Genomic DNA, 19,155 nt, shown 5'->3' on the forward strand with positions numbered 1-19,155 from the left:
TATTATATCGCCTACACCTGAAATTTCCGACCGGTTGAACCAACGAACATGTATATGGAGTGCATTAACCAGAACCCATCAGGCTGTGTGCGGGATGATCTGAAAAAAGAGATTATGGAGAGGATTTGAGATAATAGATGTAATGAGTTTTATCCCATTCTTATGTAACGATAAAACAGGAATACACGTTTTCCAAAAAATAAGTTATTCATTCTTCATGGTTCTGAAGTGATCGGTTTTTCCACTGATATCGTATCAAAACCGGAACTTTTTTTGGGAACGACTGGAGATCCCTCTTCATAGGTAATTACAATATCTGCTGAATCCCGGATAAAATCTATCTCAACAATTTCTACCTGGGTAATCGCAAGTCCGGTCCGATCTCTCAAATCTTCGATTAACCGTTCATGCTCATCAGCACGAATCAGATCAATCTTCTCATACCTGATAAGTTTCTTCTGATCATATCGAAATCCCCATTTTTGTTCAAGAATCCAGAGAACTCCGATGATCACGAAATCAGAGAGACATAACTTTACGATATCTCCGCTGTTATACAAGATTGAGTTCATAATTGGGAGGGCAACCATGACAAAAAGATAGGTCATCTCCCGAATTGGAACAGTATCTGTCCGGTACCTGAGAACAGAAAACAAGGCAAAGAGACCAAAACCAACTCCTATTGAAAGTTCGACTGAGGTAAACAGTCCCATCACCAGGTAAATGACGGTTGAAAATGCAAGAAAGGTAAATATGTAATCCTGTGCCCGCTTTACTGGGTAAAAAATCCCTCGGGCAATGATCACCGTTGCAAGAAGATTGATAAGAATCCCGGCAAGGAATGAACTGTATGTTTCAATTACCATAGCACCTGACCTCCATTGGTGAGCTTGCTCAAGAACCGGAGAACAATCCGGAAGTTATTATGTTTTACCAAATCGCCATACAGAAGTGATATTCCTATGCAATATTTAGAAAATCCCTTTGGCCTGAGCCGCATTGAATTCAAACACTCAAAAGCCGGTGAACAGGTGTGATCGGAACTTCGTTTGATCTCAGCGATAACAATATCCGAAAGCAGAATGTTCATCGATTCTGAATGATAGGTCAGATCAATGTCAAGTGTGATTCGTTCCGGATGAACTGCAGAAACGAGCGTAATCCTTTGGTACTCATTGATTAAGACAGGTTTATACTGTGAATAATCTAAGGGAAAACATGATGAGAGAAAGTCCCGGATATCTGATCCAAGCTGGGTCATGACCCCTCCGGTCTGAAGTCGGTGCTTGACTGTTCGTCCGGTGTTTTTCTTCTCCTTGACCTCAAGGAACGTAAGATCTGAACCGATATAGGATCGGGTTCTCACTTTGTACCGTGGTTTTCTCCCATTGTGATGAGCAAGGTATAACTGAAATTCTGGAGAGTCATAATAAGTCGTTGAATACGTTTGGACCTTCTTGCCATCCACTTCAAAGACCCGGTACGTATCAGGGAGGTTTGAGAGGAGATGAAGAGCCTGCTTAGTTGTGAGCAGGTATTTTGATTCTTTGCGGTTTTGGAGGTTCGCATGATCCATTTCTGAAATGCCAATCGGCTGGAACCTTGATAGGATTGAACTCAAAGAGAGCTTATCAAGAGTGGGATATGAAGGCTCCATTTTATGCCTCCCATTCAGACGTAAAGTCACGAATATAATATAGAATATTTTGTTTTTTCATTCATATCTGTCCTTAATTCCTAAATGAAACAATTAATGAGTTTGAATTGTCGATCGTGTAATTTTTGGGGAATAATCTCATTTTCCTTTCATGAACAAGAAGACGAATACTTCTTTGATGAGATATGATCCATGAGACAATCATTGATTATCCGGGTGTATTGTTAAATATTTTACAACCAATGAGTAGGATATCCGAAAAAAATAACTGTAATTTACTTTATTCATTCCATTTTTGATAATAAAGATAATGCATTCAATTCCCCTTCTGTCGGTTTTTCGGGGTTTTGTCTTCGATAAATCCTTCTCAGAGAAAGAGGAAAAACAGGTTAATTTTTCTCAGGAGCATACGTGTTGAACATCTCATCCCCTACACATTCCCTGGCATATTTGCACCACTGCACACAGGATACAATATCATTGAATATCTCAAGATTACAGCCCTGACAGGTTGCTTTCATATCATCGGAGAAAATTTCAACTTCTTCACCACAGCGAGGACAGATTTTTATCTCCAGGGTTGGTGATTTCAGATTGGATACACCCGGACATGTATGTATCATACCAGAGATCTGACGGTGATTTTTATAGCCTTTGCGTCGTTGAAAAAAACATCCTGAATTTTTCACAAAATCTTTGTGAGAGAGAAATTGTATGAAAACCAGGAACATCCTTTACACTATACAGGACACGCAATTATTTTTGATGATTTCCAAAATAATCGCCTTAACCTATAAATTCATTAAAATCCTAAACGATTTACGAGAATCTGATCACCATGACAAACAGAAATCTTCGTATTATAATTATGGCTATTTCAAAGATATTCATACAACACTGAAAAATGGGAATAATAATCAAAAACCAGGAAATCACCAGCCATACCTGCACACCGGTCTGAACCATGGAACCCATCACTCATCTAAAAGAAGAGATCCAGATTCTCTGTGCCGGGTTTTCTTCGCATTTCATCGAACGTGACGAGGAAATACGTGGTGCCATCCTTGCAATCCTCTCAAATGAAAACATCCTCTATCTCGGTCCTCCTGGAACTGCGAAAACATATCTTGCTCAGAACATTTGTAATTCTATCAAAGGGGCAGAATTTTTTTCCTATCTCCTGACGAGGTTTACCACTCCGGAAGAGATTTTCGGCCCACTGTCACTTCAATCCCTTGAACGTGATGAATTCAGGAGAAAGACCGAGGGATGCCTCCCTTCCTCTCATATCGCTTTTCTTGACGAGATCTTTAAGGCGAACAGTTCTATCCTCAACAGCCTGCTCACCATCTTAAACGAGCGACGGTTTCATAATGGAACTGACATTATCAATACGCCTCTTCTGACAGTATTCGGAGCATCAAATGAACTCCCTGAAGAAGATGAAAACCTTGAGGCACTTTATGACCGATTTCTCTTCAGGTATGATGTCCGGTACATTCAGAGTCCGGATAATGTGAGAACACTGCTCTTTTGTACTGACACTTCATTTATTCCCCCGGTAACTCTCACTACGGATAAGGTAGCCCAGATCCGGAATCAGGCGAGGTCTGTTTCCATCCCCGAAGAAGTGCAGAATAGTATCCTCTCCTTAAAACGGCAGCTCGAACATCAGGATGGAGAAGATGATGAAAATGTTCGGGTGTCTGATCGGCGGTGGAAGAAGATAACCGGAGTGCTCAAGGTTGCAGCAGCCGCAAATGGGACTAAAACAGTTGACAGGACCATGCTCCTCCTATTGCAGCATCTCCTCTGGGACCTGCCAGAACAGAAAGATCGGATTCGGTCCATCATAATCGAACATATGGTCACTGGAGGAACGGATACGAAAAGGCTTGAGGTGGGAATCCGACAGGTGTATCGGATGCTTACCCAGGAGGATGGGATCCACGAAAATGCCCGGTTACCAGTTCCTGTCTTCGCTCATGACAGTGACGGGAACAAGCAGAAGATTATCTCATTTGGAGAACTGATCGCGGCTTCAAAAGAGAAAAAATATTATTATTTTTCGATTGAGACCTCATTTTCAACCGGGTACCCGTTCTCTCAAATAATGGGAATATTAGAGAGTGAGTACCAGTTTTCGCCCAAAAGATACCAGGCTTCAGAAATCCGGGAGATCTGTGAGGCAGAGTATGCCAATCTCATGGAGGAATATCAGAAATTTGTAAACACTGTCAGAGACGATAGTAATCTACTGAAACAAAACCTTGAAGCAAATATCTGGCTCACATGCTCTGATATTGATGAAGTGCTATCTGTTCGGCAGAATTACCTTGCCTGGTTGCCTCTCCTTGAAGAGAATATGAATGCCCTTTCTGTTGCTATCCGGTCCTGAATTCCAGTGACTAATACCATGAACCCCTTTCTTTCCAGCCCAGAACCTTTGTATCCCAACTCACCTATTGGAAGAAACCTTGTCCGTGATATTGCCATTGTGCCCCGTCGAATTTCCTACAATATTCGTGAGGAACTTGTATCAATTATGGTTCTGGAGCTTATGGAAGGGATACATTGCACAATTCGTGATTCGCATAAGTTCAGGGAGCGGTATGGGATCTTCTACCAGATTCTTATCCACCTTCGTTATTCTCCATTGTGGCATGAAATACAGGACCTGGCCGGAGATTCTCCGGAGACTGCAGCTCCTGCAGCCCGTTTTTTCATTACCAAGATACTTGACCTTCTTGATAGGGCTTATGTTCCTGGAACGGAGCTTTATGCAGATATTGATGAAGAGATACAGGCATTTCTTGTTGCTCTGGAGCATTCAGGTGATGAAACGGTACAGGATAAACCAGATACCATGACCACTGATCTGTCATCTCTTCTTCATGAACTTACAGAACTCCTCTCCAGACTGACAACCGATGACCTTGGTTATCCACCAGTGTTGAATGAGTTCTGTAGGGATTGCATGACTGCCATTGAACATTGTAAGGATGGAGAAGAGCAGAAAGAACACCAATCAGCCCCTGAATCGAATACCCTTGAAAATCTACTTGATGAGTTTGAACAGGCGGTTCATGATCTTGAAAAGAAAGCAGATCCTGAAAAGGACGATTCAGGTGGAACGAAAACCAGTGTACCGCAGAACGGACCAGGAGGGCATGGAGAAGGTACTATCCGGGCAGATAATCTCTCACGGATTGCATCTCTTATCCATAAGATTTTGGATCATTTCCAGGGACAGGACATGCAATTGACTGAATTGGATGGGATACAGCCTGAGTTTTGGAAGTCTGGAGAAGAGTCCAGAAGACTCCAGTCCATTCTTCAAAAGACTGTCATTGATCCTGCCAGTTCTCTCATTCAATCTCTGGATCCTCACCGGAGAGCGATACGGTTTCTTGCTGAGGCCCAACCTGGGACTGACTGGGGGCTGGATATGACTTCAGAAAAGATAGCAGTGATTGAGAAACTGGAGCTGTTTGCGAGGTATGCGGAGAAGAATCAGGAGCTAAAACGAATTATACGGCAGATCGGGAGAATGAGATATGACATTGGTGTTCTTTCTCATGGTATCTCTCCGATGAGTAGATCAGAGATGTACTCTATCACCCGATCCAGGGATATCGCCCGTCTTCTCCCAATTGAAATGGTGAAAATATCACATCCAAAATTAAAATTAAAATTCTTTGCTGATTTTTCCGAGGGAAAACTACTTACCTATAATCTTAAGGGCCCAGGGCAGGCAGGTGGCAAACCAAAGAAGAAAATGGGGCCGGTTGTTGCCCTTGTGGATACATCCGGGTCAATGAACGGATTTCCAGAAACGATTGCCAAGTCGATTATATTTGCACTTGCAACCCGGATGGTGCGAGAGAAACGGGATGTAAAGGTGATTCTCTTCTCCGGTCCGGGTGATACGAGTGAGATTGAGATGTCACCGGAGAGGATGATGACTGACGGGTTTCTGTTATTTCTTCAGAGATCATTTGGAGGAGGGACTGATTTTATGACCGCCCTCTATTCAGGTCTTGAATCGCTCCACCAGCCAGCTTTTCGGGGTGCTGACCTGCTTTTCCTGACTGATGGTGTCTCTGAGATCTCGGGCAGGGGAGTAATCACCGAGTGGAAACGGGTGAAAAAAGAGCAGGATGCCCGAATTTTTTCGTTTATTATCGGCGGAGATGATGTAGGAGGACTGTCATCGATTTCAGATTATGTTTACTTTATAGAGGAGGATCCAGAGAGGATGCTCCGGATTATCCCATCTCCTGATAATCCGGCATTGTGACTTTTGTGACCGGAGAAAAAACAGGCTGATCGGAGATGACCGGAGAAAATTTTTCTCCACCACTTTTCTCTTCAGATTCGCAAGCCGGGTCCAGAATGGCTTTGGTACCCACTTTTTCACCTGACCGGAGAAAACCGCCGGGGGGAGAGAGGAGGACATATTGGGCTATGTGTGCACTCTGTACCCAGATTTTTTCTCCGGTCATTCTCTAAGTAATTATTAATCAGATTATTCTAAGAATACTCTTTATTCTGCTCTTCTTTGGGTGGAGAAAAATTTTCTCCAGGGGGCCGCTGACATTCTCCGGTCTCTCCGGTAACTAGTTTTGATTTACCTGTTCCAGAGTCTGATGGAACATCATCATGATCGTTTTTCTTCGGACTATGTACTGTCTCCATCTTCATCCCGATCATTGTTGTCATTTCGGTTAAAATCCCCGGATAACCCCTATTTTTAAAAAGATCCAAAAAAAGAATTGAATCTTAAGAAACTTTCTCGAACACTTCTTTCCCCTCCAGGCAGAGCGGACAGAGCCAGTCATCAGGGAGATCTTCAAATGCAGTACCGGGTGGAATTTGATTTTTTTCATCACCCTTTGCGGGATCATACACATATCCACAAACTGTGCATTCATATGAATCCATTTGCATCATTCCTTCTAATCCAATCTTATTAAATAAATCACAAGGAACCGGTATAAACATCTGCTATCTAGGATCTATTCAGGCAGGAACCATCCGTTTCATGTCTTCTTCTACAGTGCTGTTCTTGCCGATGTTGAAATTATCAACCAGAACCTTCAGCACTCCGGGGGAAACAAATCCAGGGAGTTTCGGCCCAAGAGTGATATTTTTTACCCCGAGCGAGAGCAGAGCATACAGCACAAGACAGGCCTTCTGCTCATACCAGGCAATATTGTATGAGATAGGAAGTTCATTGATATCAACACCGAATGCTTTGGCGAGTGCCTGTGCAATAACTACGAGTGAATAACAATCATTGCACTGACCTGCATCTATCACCCGGGGGATGCCTCCGATAGTTCCAAGATCCAGGAAATTGTACCGGAACTTGGCACAACCAGCGGTCAGGATCACGGTATCTTTTGGAAGAGCTAATGCAAAATCCGTGTAGTATTGGCGCTCAGCCCGACGTCCGTCACATCCGGCCATAACAATAAATCTCTTGATATCTCCGTTCTTTACCGCTTCAACAACGGTACCTGCCAGTGCAAGAACCGCTTCATGAGCACAGCCAGTGATAAGATCACGACCATTTGTCCCTGGATCCGAGGGGGGCTGACAGGTTTTTGCATGCTCAATGACCTTTGAGAAGTCCTTAGTTCCATCTGTTGATTTCGCAATATGCTTAACTCCAGGATATCCTGCTGGTCCGGTGGTATAGATCTTGTCCTTGTATTGATCCTTGGGTGGCACGATACAATTCGTAGTGACGACAATAGGACCGTTGAACTTCTCAAACTCCTCTTTCTGGTGCCACCAGGAAGATCCGTAGTTCCCAACAAGGTGAGAGAACTTCTTCAGGTTTGGGTAAGCATTTGCGGGTAACATTTCTCCATGAGTGTAGATATCAACACCACTATCTTTGGACTGCTCCAGGAGCTGTTCCAGGTCACGAAGGTCGTGACCTGTGATGAGAATACCTGGTTTCGTACCTGCCGTGGTTTTTACCGAAGTAATCTCAGGATTCCCATACGTTTTAGAATTTGCAGAATCGAGCAGTGCAAGCACTTTTACCCCCACTGAACCACACTCAAGAACCAGGGCGGTCATCTGATCAGCCGGCAGAACGCGAAGAGTCGAATCCAGTCCTTTCTGGATAAATTTCGTAATTTCATCATCCGTGTATCCGAGCATCTCGGCATGATGATAGTAGGCAGCGAGTCCTTTCAAACCAAAGATCAACATTGCTTGAAGGGAATGAACATCATCATCGACATGTGCAAGGTCAGCGATTTCTTTCGCTTTGGCTTGGATATCAGCATCACTCTTTGGTGTCCAGGTACAGGCATCTGGTTCGTTGTCTCCTGATTTCGGTATGGCATCCCTAATGATAACTGCTTGATTGATTAATTCCTTAATTCTCTGGTCGTCGAAGTTAGTATTCGTCAGGGTTGCGAACAGAGCCTCGGTGATAAAAGATCCAGCATCTTTGTTACCCTCTCCCTTTACAATTGCAGGTATGTTTCTCGCTGATATCCCTTTGCATAGATAAATAAGCACATCCTGGAAACCTGCGGTGTGATCCTCTTTTCCACAAACGCCTTTCACAGTACATCCGGTTCCCCGGGCGGTTTCTTCACATTGATAACAAAACATGGATTATCTCCTTCAGTATGGATATGATACAAGATATCCTTTGCATATTAAATTATTAATAATAGAGAGTATCAGAAAATATACTGTGCAAGAGATCTGCACTGTCAATATGACAGTGAAATACCTGACCCGGAAATGGACCTTCCTTATAATCCTGGAGTTGTACAAGGGAGATAAGTATACCCGCCGGTTTTCTGAGCTGAAAGATGCATTAGAAGAGATAACTCCGAAGATCCTTTCAGAGAGGCTAAAAGAACTTGAAGAGGAAGGAATTATTTTAAAAAAGGTTGATGCGACCTCATTTCCGGTAAGATGCGACTATACGCTCACCGAAAGTGGTCTTGACCTGGTTGAGATTATCCGGGGGATTAAGAAATGGGCTTTGAAATGGAAGATCGACAATATTCCCTGTGGGGAGCAGGATTGTAAAAACTGTGTACTCTGATACTACCTATGAGAAACAACAAAATTAATCAGGATTTAATGAAAACCACCCCTCTGATTGTCATACTCAAAAACCGAATCTGACAAAAGAAAGGTCAAGGTTTTTCAAAGAGGATAGTATAATTAAATCTGCTTCCATCCCACACCTTTTCCACAAATCCAGTTTCATTGGCAAGCTCTCGAACCGCCTTTACTCTCTGGAAGTGCGGATCCCGAATTGTCTCCTCAATAAGTAATAGTCCACCGGATTTCAACGCCCCATAAATCTCTTTCATTGCTCTTTTACGGTCAGGAATCTCACCAAGAACAGTGATCATAACAATACGGTCATACCTCTCCGGCTCAAGTTTTCCTTCTCCAATACCCCCCTGTAGATACATGATGTTTCCGTCTCCGTCTTTATCTGCCCTTTTTTTCACCTCTTCAAGCATACCTTCCTGTATATCCATCGCAGTGACTGTCCCGAAAGGACCGATGAGTTTTGCCATGGGAATAGACAACCTTCCAGGACCACACCCAGCATCAAGAACCTGCATACCAGAAGAGAGATTCAGATGTTTGAGGGTCTTTTTTGTCCGGCCACTCATCCATGAAAACGGAGGATCCAACATCCATTTCATCCACACCGGACAAGGGAGTGACCGGCGCTGTGATGCAAACCTCCATCCGAGAGAGAGGATAACTATAACCAAAAAGAGAATGCCAATGAAAATTAAAAGATCCATTCTCTGATGTATTCTGCATGAGACATAAATAAACCACATCTTCTTGTCTCGTGTGTATGTCCTCCTCCCGGATTTGGAGAAAAAAAGAGGGCAATCACAAATTTTGAGATAACAAATGGAATATATAGGCTGGATTTCGCATCAAAGTTATAAGAGGAACTCTTTTTAAAAGGAACTCACATAATCCAGAATATGGTTTTTGCATATGGGCCGAGATCGAGGATCTTTCTATCTCTATGTGCTGGGATACTTCTCATATCACTCACTGGTTTTGCAGATATGCAATCAGAACCGTTACCTTCAAACGATTCTCCATATAATCTGGTTTTTTACACTGAACCTCTCCCCCCATATAATTATGAAGAAAATGGGACGATAAAAGGGCTTTCTATCGATCTCCTTACAGCAATTATACAAAAATCAGGATATGTAGTACCTGCTGATCATATCCAGATCGTTCCCTGGGAAACTGCATTGGAGAATGCTCTCACACAGAACAATTCCGTTGTTTTTTCAACCGGAAGAACCCCTGAACGAGAAGGATTATTTCAGTGGGTCGGACCCATATCAATAGAGCGTGATGTTCTTTTTGCTCACCCAAAGGCTAACCTATCCATAGAGAAACCTGCTGATCTTAAAGAATTCCGCATCGGTGTTACACCCGGCCATGCCGGAACAGAGATGCTTCTGAATGCTGGTGTGAACAAAGAGCAGATTGTTACCGAAGCAAATATTTCTGAACTTATCCGGATGCTTGAGTCTGGTGAGATTGATCTCTGGTGTTATCCAGAACTTACCGGAAGGTATTACGCCGAGCAGGTAACCGGTAATTATTATGCATTCAATGTAGTATATCCACTTGAAGAGATGGGCATCTATTATGCCTTTCATCGTGATGTATCAAATGCTACCGTTCATGCATTTCAGCAGGCACTTGATGAGTTGAAAACAGATAAAGATGAAACAGGAGTCAGTGAGTACGAGCGGATTCTTGGCAGGTATAATCCTGCAACTGGTCTGTCACACCTGACATATCTGACAGAGGAATGGGCACCATATAATTATGAGAAAGATGGTGTCCCTGCAGGGATTTCAATAGATATTCTTGAAAAAGTGTTTGAATCATTACATGTTAACAAAACACGTGAGGATGTGCATTTTGTTCCGCTCTCAGAGGGATTCAAAAAGATGCAGACTGAAAACGGAACCGTTCTCTTTTCTATAGTGCGATCTCCAGAGCGGGAAGCACTGTACCAGTGGGCAGGCCCATTTACGAAAGGTCGGTTTGTTCTCTATGCCCCTTCATCCAGGAATATTACCCTTTCTTCAACAGAAGATTTGAATAACTATACCATCGGAACGGTGCAGGGAACCATAGAAAATACCCTCCTTACCAATATCGGGGTTTTATCCGATCATATTACGAGCGGACTTCATCCTCATGATCTTATCCGGATGCTTGAAGAAGGAACCGTTGATATCTGGGCTACCGGAGATAGTACCGGAAGATACGAAATGGTGAAAAACGGCATAAACCCTGACAAGTATGAGATTGTATATACATTACAAGAGGATGATTTTTATTTTATTTTTACTCCCGATGTTCCCGAATCGCTCATTCATTCATTTAACCAGACCCTCATGATGATAGTGAATGAGAAAGAGAAGGCAGGAGACAGTACATAAAAAAGGCTGTTATCTCCTCTTTTTATAGTTATAGGGCATTCTATCAGGTATCGATCAGGTGAAATTTCCCTACATGTCAGATGAAGTTACAAAAAGGAAAGATTCTGCATCATCTCTAATAAAGCGATTGTTGCATTATACCCCAGGCCTTCAGCATCTATCCACCTACCAGCGTGAATGGTTCAGAAATGACCTGGTTGCAGGAGCAGTAGTATTCGCTGTCCTTATTCCTTCGAACCTGGCGTACGGAGAATTAGCAGGATTTACACCAGTTTTTGGCCTATATGCAGGATTTGTAGCCATGCTTGCATATGCCCTCTTCAGCAGTTCACGTCAGATCATCATCGGACCTGAATCCACGACTGCAATCCTGCTTGCAACCACCGTAGCGCCTCTTGCCATGGGAGATTCTGTACGATATGCAGTACTTGCAGGTGCTCTTGCCCTATTCGTCGGGCTTATCTGTCTGTTGGCCGGCCGGTTCAGACTGGGTTTTGTATCTGATTTCTTTTCAAAGCCAATCCTTACCGGATATATCACCGGAACCTCCATTGTTGTCATAATCAGTCAGCTCGGAAAGATGTTTGGAATAAGTCTCTCGAGCGTGGAGATCTCTGACAAATTCTTTGAACTTATCAGCAAACTGGACCAGACACACATGCTGACCCTGGCGTTTGGCATCATCACCCTGATCATCCTTTTCTGCATCCGGATTTTTGCACCCCGTCTTCCCGGGCCCCTGATTGTTGTCGTCGGTGCAATTGTTGTGTCCACAGTGTTTCATCTTGAAGAGTTCGGCATTGCGATCGTTGGGGATATCGCCAGCGGACTCCCTGAAATGCATATTCCACTCATCAGTTTTTCTGATTTTCAGGTTCTGATTCCTGCTGCAATCGCAATCTCGGTGATCATGTTTACTGATGGGACACTGACCGGCCGGGTATTTGCGAAAAAGAATCACTATAAACTCGATTCTAACAAGGAACTTATCGCCTTCGGAGCAGCGAATATTTGTACCGGATTTTTTCAGGGATTTCCTGTCGGGGCCAGTCAGACAAAGACTGCTGTTAATGACAGTGCCGGAGGGAAAAGCCAGCTATCAAGCATCATTGCGGCAGGACTGGTCATTCTCTTTCTTATCTTCTTTACTTCGGTCCTGAGCAATCTCCCCCTGGTCGCCCTTGGTGCCATTGTGATCGTCGCCGGATACAGCCTGATTGACATCGGGGAATTTAGATCCATCTATCAGGCCAGGCGGAGTGAGTTTGTTCTGGCAATTCTTACCCTGGTTGGCGTTCTGGTCTTCGGCTTGATTGAAGGAGTTGCCCTCGCCGTCGGTTTCTCTCTGCTCGAATTTATCAGGCGGATTTATCGCCCGCACAGTTCGATTCTTGGTATTCATGAAGGGAAAGATGGATTTCATGGAGTTTCTTCTGAAGGAGAGAAATTCTTCTTCCCCGGATTGGTTGTTTATAAATTTGATGCTCCGCTTTTCTTTGCGAATGCATCATATTTTTCTTCAAATCTCTCATCCGTTCTTTCTACATCTGAAGAACCGGTCAGATACCTGCTCCTTGATGCAGAAGCGATTACGGATCTCGATTCATCGGCATCAGATATGCTCCGGGAGCTGATCGAAGAACTTCATGAAAAGAAGATTATTGTAGGTATTACCGGAGCAGGGTGTATGCTTATCGAGATGATGCACAAGACAGGAATAGAAGAGATTGTCGGATTAGAGAATATCTTTCCCACGATCCGGTCTGGGATTATTGCCTTTGGAGAGCGGTATCTCGAGGATCAGGAATCCTGAACTGAATGGCGGGAAGGGGATAAAATGTAATCTGTCCTGATTCCCGCCGCTGGATTATTCCAGTGATACCTATAAATACTATTCATCATTCGGTTTAGGTTTCTGTCTTTTCAGGTAATCGGCAATTATTACAGAGAATGCAGCCAATCCAAGAGCATTCCTGTATCATGGGGATTGTGACAGTACTAATAATAAATGAATCACCCAGATATACATCAGCATAGATGTCCCTGGTAATGAGAATGTCATTCATCAGTTTCAATCTCCGAGATGTACGCTATTGCCCCATGAATGGTGCGAAGTCGTGAATCATCCATAAGATGCCGCATGTCCAGAAACTCCCCGTTATTCATGAGATGCCGTATCTTCGATCCGATATCAGGTTCGGGAGAGAGTAGGGATTTTTTAAAAACCACTCCATGAGTATGCAGTGATATCTCCGAAAGCCCTCTGTTTGCCGGATGGATATATGATAGAGCAGAGAGTTGTTCAGGCTGAAATTCTGACAGATCATGGGTGAGGTCTATGCCGATCCCAAAAGCGATGATGCTCTCTCCTGCATACTCAAATGAATCTGACACCTCAATCCATTCATCCACATTGCCGGGGTCCATGATTGAACCCCCGTTCATTGGGGCTCTCTCTGGAACCGGCGGATGAGTGATCCCTGAGCTTCTGACACCTCCCGACTCTCCGATAAGTGCAATCGCGATTATTCCTGAATAATCCGGCCTCATCTTCCTGGCATGGCCAAAGATCCTCTTATAGACCTGACTGAGGGAGATCCCATCTGGTGTGTCTGATGTAAGTGTCAGAGTTTCCTGGAAATGGCCCCTGAGTGCGGCATTAAATCCAGTATAAATCCTGACTTCCCCGGTATCGGTAATAGGAATAAAAAAATCCGGGGTTTTATTCCCATCGGTCGGGAGCCAGACAATGGATCCCTGCAAGGTTATCATCTCACCGAGCAATTCTCGTGCCATTTCGGGACTTTCAGCCATGGCACCAAGTCCAATGGAGTATTCACAATCCGAAAATCGAACCAGTCGTACCTTGTCCGGACTGATTTGTGCATACAAAACCCGTGAAAGACTTCCAGTCAGGTGAAGGGTAGCTTTTTCAGTGCAAACGGTCTGGATCTCAATACTCCCTCCATCTATGGTATACTGCACGGTATCAGGATCATGCTGTTTTTCTGCACAGACATCATGAATGATTGAAAGAACCGTGCGGGCATCAGGTTCTGTCTGGAATATTTTATGCATCCCGGCCATCTGGAGGACATTCATGATAAAAGGAGATACATTGCTGAGGAAGACCTTTCCGTCCCTTGGTGCGACCTGTTTTCGTGCCATCACCATCACCCGGAGGCCGGCACTACTAAGGTATGGAACATCAGTGAGATCAAACAAGACAAACCGGATGGTATCCGTCATGCCTGCCGCCAGTGCATCCTGTAACAGTCCTGATCCATGACCGTCCAACCTGCCTTTCGGTGCTAATATAAGGGTATGTTCAATGATCGTGGTCCTGATATCCATCACATCAGGGGGTTGGCATATAAGCTGATAAAGCTATGAGGGGGGACTATGGGAAAAAAAGAGAATAGGATATCACACGTGGATAGGTGCCTGGATTCCTGATTGCGTCCCACCAGGCTCTTTTACTGGGACATGTACATGTTTGCCATCCCACTCAGAGAACTGGTGCAGGCATACGGTCAGGTCTCGGGTGAAGGCAAAATACCCAATCTGGGTGCTCCGGCAGAGTTTCATAGCCATGTCCATGAGGCCACGGGGATCAGGGCGAGCCTCTCCAAGCCAGATATGGAAGATATTACCACCGTCCACAATCGGAAAGAAGACATGTTCTATCTCTGCACGGCGTGCAAGGGTGATGTCTGCACCAGGAGCGACATGGGTGCCGTTCGTATAGTAGATCGGAAGGTCACGAGTATCGCCAAGACGGGATAAAGCAACTTCAAGATTACCCTTGATAACCTGCTTTGCCCCTTCGTGAAACTCCCTGCGGAGGAGATCAGCAACGGCAAATCGCTGACCGGTTGTTTCTGCAGGAGTCCGTGCAAGGGCGATAGTCATCCCGTGCTTTCTGGTAAGCTCCTGGCTGTAGAGTTCCATCTCGGTCATTGCTAGAACCCCGAGGCGGAACGCGTCATCTGACTCATGGAGTTGATGACCGGTGAAGTGCTGGACCAATTCATTCAGGCCGACAATTCCTATGGTATAGACAAGCCCGTCAAAGTCAACCGCCATAGCACCTCGCTCACTGGTCTTCGGATCACGTGGTCGCTGCATGGCAAAAGGCATCCGGTTACTCTTTTTGATATGTTCCATCCACCGGAGTTTTATCTTAAAAACCTCAACGGCGGTATCCATCATAGACCGAAGTTCAGCAAAGAGCCGCTCCTCATCGCCATGTGCCTTGTAGGAGGCCCGGGGACAGTTGAGTGAGACGACACCCCAGGATCCCATGGAAAAGTGCATCCCATCCTCGAAATAGAGTTTTTTATCAAAGTCCGCGTCCTGATCCGCCATAGTTGAGAACTGGTAAGCACAACACTGATAGCATGAAATCCCCTCCCCGGCACCACGATATGCCGGAAGCTGATTATCATAGTAGGGTGTCCCGAATTTTGAAGCAAGTTCGAAGGTCAGAAGATAGAGATCTTCATAGGTCGGGAGATCTGGGTGAGCCTTATTGAACTCTTCATCTTCATGCATGAAATCCGGTTCGATGCTAATCTCCGGTTTAGGGAAATTAAAGGGTTTTCCCCAGTAGTCTCCGACAAGCATGACCTCCATGAGTGCTTTAAAGAGCAGCCTGACTTCACGCTCACATGCTCCATACGTCTGGAGCGGGGCTTCTTTTCCATTCCAGACCTTTCCCTTATATACACAGGGCTTATCTTTCCACAACTTTGGAACCCCTGGAGAGAGTTGAACAGACGAGAAGACGAGTTGTCCACCACGGGCGACCATCATCTGGGTCATCTCATAGACAAACATCTGCATCAGCTGTTTCATCTCTTCATAGGGCATATTTGCAAAGTATGGCGCCAGAAAGGTAAGGAAATTATAGTACCCCTGACCGCCGGCAAAGTTAGTCTGGGCACTTCCAAGTGCTTTTACTGCGTGAAGTACGGCAACCTCCGCCCGGTTTGCAGGCCCGGCAACCGATGCCTTGGTACCATTTCCGTCAGGCATGAGTCCATAATAGAAGAAATACCGGAGATCCCAATCCTGACAGAATGGTCTGGTTCCGAAATACTCAAGATCATGGATATGAATATCTCCGCACAGGTGCCGGTCAGCAAGGTGTGGAGGAAGTTGTAGGAGATACTGTTCCTTGCTAATCTTGTCTGCCTTCTTTTTATGGGATGTTTCTGCATTCTCCTGTAGGTTTGCATTATCCTTTGCTTCAAATCCCCTGCCGACATCTATCTGATGAGCGTCATAAACAGGAGTCCCTACCCTCGTGCAGACATTCCGCCACTGAATCCTCCCCCGCTCGATCAGGATGATATTCATGATCTCCCTGATCAAGGGGCCGGACAAGGTGCGCAAGTTAAGTTTTTTGATACGATCTTCAACTTCCCTGGCTATTTCCTGTGCAGTTTCCTCGTCGGCTCCATCAAATCCATAAAAAATTTCAACGAGCCTTGTCTCTTTCAGGATCTGTTTTACTATCCGGTCCCGGTCCCACTCCAGGATATGCCCGTCACTGGTCCTGACCGGTGGCATTGACGGAATTGCTATGCCGTCAAGTGTAGTCTGGCGTGTAATCCCTGCCACCACATCACCTAGCAGAGCTGCAATATTTGATCTTCATTCACGGAATCGCCGCTAAAAAGTTCCTTAGAGGTCAGAAACTTTTTCCCGACCTGAAGGACAGGGGCCTCCTGGACAAAGACACCATTCACGCGGAGCTCAGTGAGTGCTTTTGCAGACGACATGTCTGCAACCGTGAAAGGAATCTGGTGAGATGTAAGAAAATCCTTGAGAATTTCACAACGCGGACAAAACTCAAGTGTATATACGATAAAGACCGCCCCCATAAATATCACATAATGGTATGTCTTTGCATATTGAATAAGGATTTGAGATTATGAACTTCGGCATATAAGGATTCACATACTACAGAGGATAGCATGAGATCCAAACTCCCTTATCTCATAAGATAAAGACATAATATCGCAGAATGGTTCGTTTATTCGTTGCTATCGACCTTCCTGACGATATCAGTGATCAGTTCAGGGACGCTCAAAATACTCTGCGTTCATGTAGAGCCCGTCTTACGCTGGTTGAACAGGAGTCAATGCACATCACACTCAAATTTATTGGAGAGGTAAGTGGTTCTTCCCTCACATCCATCACCGACATACTGCAAACCATCGACGTGCCACCATTCTCGATGGAGGTAGGATTAATTGGAACCAATAGTCAGCGGGCTCCCCGGGTGGTCTGGGCAGAGGTAAATGATTCAGGACAATGCCGGAATCTTGCCGAGAACATTGATACAGCTTTCTCCTCACTTGGATTTGATCCAGAGAAAAGAAAGTTCAGGGCACATATTACTATCGCACGAGTTCGTCAGTTCCACCAATCGCTCTTTGATGCTCTGGCAGAGATATCCACATCCTGCTCCGGAACGATTCCAGTGAAAGAGTTCATTTTAAAAAAGAGTGAACTCACCCCTGACGGCCCAATATATACAGATATTCTCCGGGTACCTTTACAGGGGAATGCATGAGATTTTCTGATCTGGAGCAGTCAGTCCTGGCAGAGATCCGCCCAACCGGGGATGAGTTAGACCGGATGTACGCACTTGCTGACCGGCTTATTGCAGATATCCAAGCGTCAGGTAAGGCTGATGGGATGATGGTCGGATCTGTTGCCAGAAAGACCTGTGTGCATGGTGATCGCGACCTCGATGTGTTCATGCTTTTTGATCCTTCCCTCCCACGCGAGGATCTGGAACGGGAGGGATTGGCCCTTGCCTGGAACATCGCAAAGCAATATACTGATACTATCAGGGAGAAGTATGCTGAACATCCTTACCTGAACGCCACCATAAAGGGACTTGATGTGGATCTTGTTCCCTGCTACCAGGTACAAGAAGCAACTGGAATTCAAAGTGCAGTTGACCGGACACCATTTCATAACCGATACATCAAAGCCCGCATAGATCAGTACACCGATGATGTTCTACTTTTAAAACAGTTTGTCAAAGCAGGAGGAGTGTACGGATCTGACCAGATGACCGAGGGATTTGCAGGATACCTGTGCGAACTTCTCATCCTCTATCATGGCGGATTTCATGCCCTGCTCAAAGAAGCTACCCAGTGGAAACCAGGAAAGTTCATCGATATCGAACAGCATGCAGCAAAATGGTTTGAAGAACCACTTGTTGTCATTGATCCTGTTGATCCATGCAGGAATGTTTCTGCTTCAGTATCTGAAACAAAACTCCTTGAGTTCATTGAGCTCTGTCAGGGATATTTAAAATCGCCATCCAAGTGGTTTTTTTATCGCCCGCCAATATGTATCCTGACCGAAGAAGAGGTGAGTACCTTGTTAAAAGGTCGGGAGTCAGCATTTATCGCAATGACTTTTAAAACTCCGCCGTATATCGAAGACATTGTTGTACCTCAGCTCAGAAAAAGTCTGCATACCCTGGTTGACCTGCTCAAAAGGAATGAATTTATAATTGCCCGGGCAGATACCTGGATGCTTGAAGACCGGAGCATGTTATTATTTGAGCTTCTTGTTGACACCCTCCCTGCAGTCAGGTTTCATGCAGGACCGCCGGTTACTGCTCATGTAAATGCAGCCAAATTTATTGAAAAATATATTCACTCCGATATCATATTTGCCGGTCCATTCATCCGCGAAGGCAGATACGGCGTGGAAATGCCACGAAAATACAGGCGGGCACTTGATTTACTCTCCTCATCAGAAGTATTTGCAACGGCTCTTGGAAAACATGTAAAACATACCATGAAAGAAGAATATTTAGTATATTCAGGGATGGAATGCTGGCAACCAGGGTTTGAACCCTTTCTCAGTGAGTTTTTGCAAAAAAGTTCACCACTCGTGAGAATACGACGGGCAGAAGCAAGATCACATACCCCCAGGTTGGAAACTATTTAGGTACACAGGAGAAACTTCGCT

At 44.8% G+C, this 19,155-nt stretch carries 19 protein-coding genes; 7 read left to right on the forward strand and 12 right to left on the reverse strand.

What is annotated here, in order from left to right; translation table 11 throughout:
- Window positions 1-215: 215 nt before the first annotated feature.
- From KSK55_RS07480 to KSK55_RS07490, 3 genes are all read right to left on the reverse strand, one after another.
- Complete coding sequence (locus KSK55_RS07480) at window positions 216-866, reverse strand: DUF4956 domain-containing protein (protein WP_218608762.1); 651 nt, start codon at window positions 864-866, stop codon at window positions 216-218.
- Complete coding sequence (locus KSK55_RS07485) at window positions 860-1,657, reverse strand: polyphosphate polymerase domain-containing protein (protein WP_218608763.1); 798 nt, start codon at window positions 1,655-1,657, stop codon at window positions 860-862. Before KSK55_RS07485 ends, KSK55_RS07480 begins: the two co-directional genes overlap by 7 nt.
- Window positions 1,658-2,046: 389 nt before the next feature.
- Window positions 2,047-2,280, reverse strand: a complete 234-nt coding sequence (locus tag KSK55_RS07490) for a hypothetical protein (RefSeq protein ID WP_218608764.1) — start codon at window positions 2,278-2,280, stop codon at window positions 2,047-2,049.
- A gap of 341 nt (window positions 2,281-2,621) precedes the next feature.
- Here KSK55_RS07490 and KSK55_RS07495 point away from each other — a divergent pair, with 341 nt between their 5' ends.
- The gene (locus KSK55_RS07495; protein WP_218608765.1) at window positions 2,622-4,055 is read left to right on the forward strand and encodes an AAA family ATPase; all 1,434 of its coding nucleotides are present in this window, start codon (window positions 2,622-2,624) and stop codon (window positions 4,053-4,055) included.
- A gap of 18 nt (window positions 4,056-4,073) precedes the next feature.
- Window positions 4,074-5,957, forward strand: coding sequence for a VWA domain-containing protein (locus KSK55_RS07500; protein ID WP_218608766.1), 1,884 nt, complete (start codon window positions 4,074-4,076; stop codon window positions 5,955-5,957).
- Here the strand turns inward: KSK55_RS07500 and KSK55_RS07505 are convergent.
- The 4 genes from KSK55_RS07505 to hcp all read right to left on the reverse strand — a co-directional run bounded on the left by KSK55_RS07505 (window position 5,926) and on the right by hcp (window position 8,296).
- Entirely contained in the window at window positions 5,926-6,162 is a 237-nt protein-coding gene (locus KSK55_RS07505; RefSeq protein ID WP_218608767.1) for a hypothetical protein, read from the reverse strand. The genes KSK55_RS07500 and KSK55_RS07505 overlap by 32 nt on opposite strands.
- Window positions 6,163-6,190: 28 nt before the next feature.
- Window positions 6,191-6,379, reverse strand: a complete 189-nt coding sequence (locus tag KSK55_RS07510) for a hypothetical protein (protein ID WP_218608768.1) — start codon at window positions 6,377-6,379, stop codon at window positions 6,191-6,193.
- A gap of 60 nt (window positions 6,380-6,439) precedes the next feature.
- Window positions 6,440-6,601 carry a rubredoxin gene (gene rd / locus KSK55_RS07515; RefSeq protein WP_214420299.1) on the reverse strand — a complete coding sequence of 54 codons (162 nt, stop codon included), beginning with the start codon at window positions 6,599-6,601 and terminating at the stop codon, window positions 6,440-6,442.
- Between the two features lie 78 nt (window positions 6,602-6,679).
- Complete coding sequence (gene hcp / locus KSK55_RS07520) at window positions 6,680-8,296, reverse strand: hydroxylamine reductase (protein WP_218608769.1); 1,617 nt, start codon at window positions 8,294-8,296, stop codon at window positions 6,680-6,682.
- Window positions 8,297-8,381: 85 nt separating this feature from the next.
- Here hcp and KSK55_RS07525 point away from each other — a divergent pair, with 85 nt between their 5' ends.
- Window positions 8,382-8,741, forward strand: coding sequence for a winged helix-turn-helix transcriptional regulator (locus tag KSK55_RS07525; RefSeq protein ID WP_214420296.1), 360 nt, complete (start codon window positions 8,382-8,384; stop codon window positions 8,739-8,741).
- 94 nt (window positions 8,742-8,835) lie between these two features.
- Here KSK55_RS07525 and KSK55_RS07530 read toward each other — a convergent pair whose 3' ends face one another.
- The gene (locus tag KSK55_RS07530; RefSeq protein WP_218608770.1) at window positions 8,836-9,465 is read right to left on the reverse strand and encodes a class I SAM-dependent methyltransferase; all 630 of its coding nucleotides are present in this window, start codon (window positions 9,463-9,465) and stop codon (window positions 8,836-8,838) included.
- Window positions 9,466-9,744: 279 nt separating this feature from the next.
- Between KSK55_RS07530 and KSK55_RS07535 the strand changes: the two genes are divergently transcribed.
- Together KSK55_RS07535 and KSK55_RS07540 are read left to right on the forward strand one after the other, a co-directional pair.
- Window positions 9,745-11,151, forward strand: a complete 1,407-nt coding sequence (locus tag KSK55_RS07535; protein WP_218608771.1) for a substrate-binding periplasmic protein — start codon at window positions 9,745-9,747, stop codon at window positions 11,149-11,151.
- A 73-nt stretch (window positions 11,152-11,224) separates the two neighbouring features.
- The gene (locus KSK55_RS07540) at window positions 11,225-12,964 is read left to right on the forward strand and encodes a SulP family inorganic anion transporter (RefSeq protein ID WP_218608772.1); all 1,740 of its coding nucleotides are present in this window, start codon (window positions 11,225-11,227) and stop codon (window positions 12,962-12,964) included.
- 94 nt (window positions 12,965-13,058) lie between these two features.
- On the opposite strand, the gene KSK55_RS07545 is transcribed toward KSK55_RS07540, so the two are convergent.
- From KSK55_RS07545 to KSK55_RS07560, 4 genes are all read right to left on the reverse strand, one after another.
- Complete coding sequence (locus KSK55_RS07545; RefSeq protein ID WP_218608773.1) at window positions 13,059-13,217, reverse strand: hypothetical protein; 159 nt, start codon at window positions 13,215-13,217, stop codon at window positions 13,059-13,061.
- Window positions 13,210-14,505 (reverse strand): STAS domain-containing protein, encoded by a 1,296-nt coding sequence (locus tag KSK55_RS07550; protein ID WP_256664297.1) that lies wholly within the window; start codon window positions 14,503-14,505, stop codon window positions 13,210-13,212. Before KSK55_RS07550 ends, KSK55_RS07545 begins: the two co-directional genes overlap by 8 nt.
- Before the next feature lie 72 nt (window positions 14,506-14,577).
- Window positions 14,578-16,725 (reverse strand): anaerobic ribonucleoside-triphosphate reductase, encoded by a 2,148-nt coding sequence (gene nrdD, locus KSK55_RS07555; RefSeq protein ID WP_256664298.1) that lies wholly within the window; start codon window positions 16,723-16,725, stop codon window positions 14,578-14,580.
- Between the two features lie 59 nt (window positions 16,726-16,784).
- Entirely contained in the window at window positions 16,785-17,039 is a 255-nt protein-coding gene (locus KSK55_RS07560; protein WP_214420289.1) for a glutaredoxin family protein, read from the reverse strand.
- Between the two features lie 143 nt (window positions 17,040-17,182).
- Here KSK55_RS07560 and thpR point away from each other — a divergent pair, with 143 nt between their 5' ends.
- Window positions 17,183-17,734 carry an RNA 2',3'-cyclic phosphodiesterase gene (gene thpR, locus KSK55_RS07565; protein ID WP_218608776.1) on the forward strand — a complete coding sequence of 184 codons (552 nt, stop codon included), beginning with the start codon at window positions 17,183-17,185 and terminating at the stop codon, window positions 17,732-17,734.
- Entirely contained in the window at window positions 17,731-19,134 is a 1,404-nt protein-coding gene (cca, locus tag KSK55_RS07570; protein ID WP_218608777.1) for a CCA tRNA nucleotidyltransferase, read from the forward strand. The genes thpR and cca overlap by 4 nt, the downstream gene beginning before the upstream one ends.
- The last annotated feature ends 21 nt before the right edge of the window (window positions 19,135-19,155 follow it).

Source organism: Methanospirillum hungatei, assembly GCF_019263745.1.
Taxonomy (GTDB): domain Archaea; phylum Halobacteriota; class Methanomicrobia; order Methanomicrobiales; family Methanospirillaceae; genus Methanospirillum; species Methanospirillum purgamenti.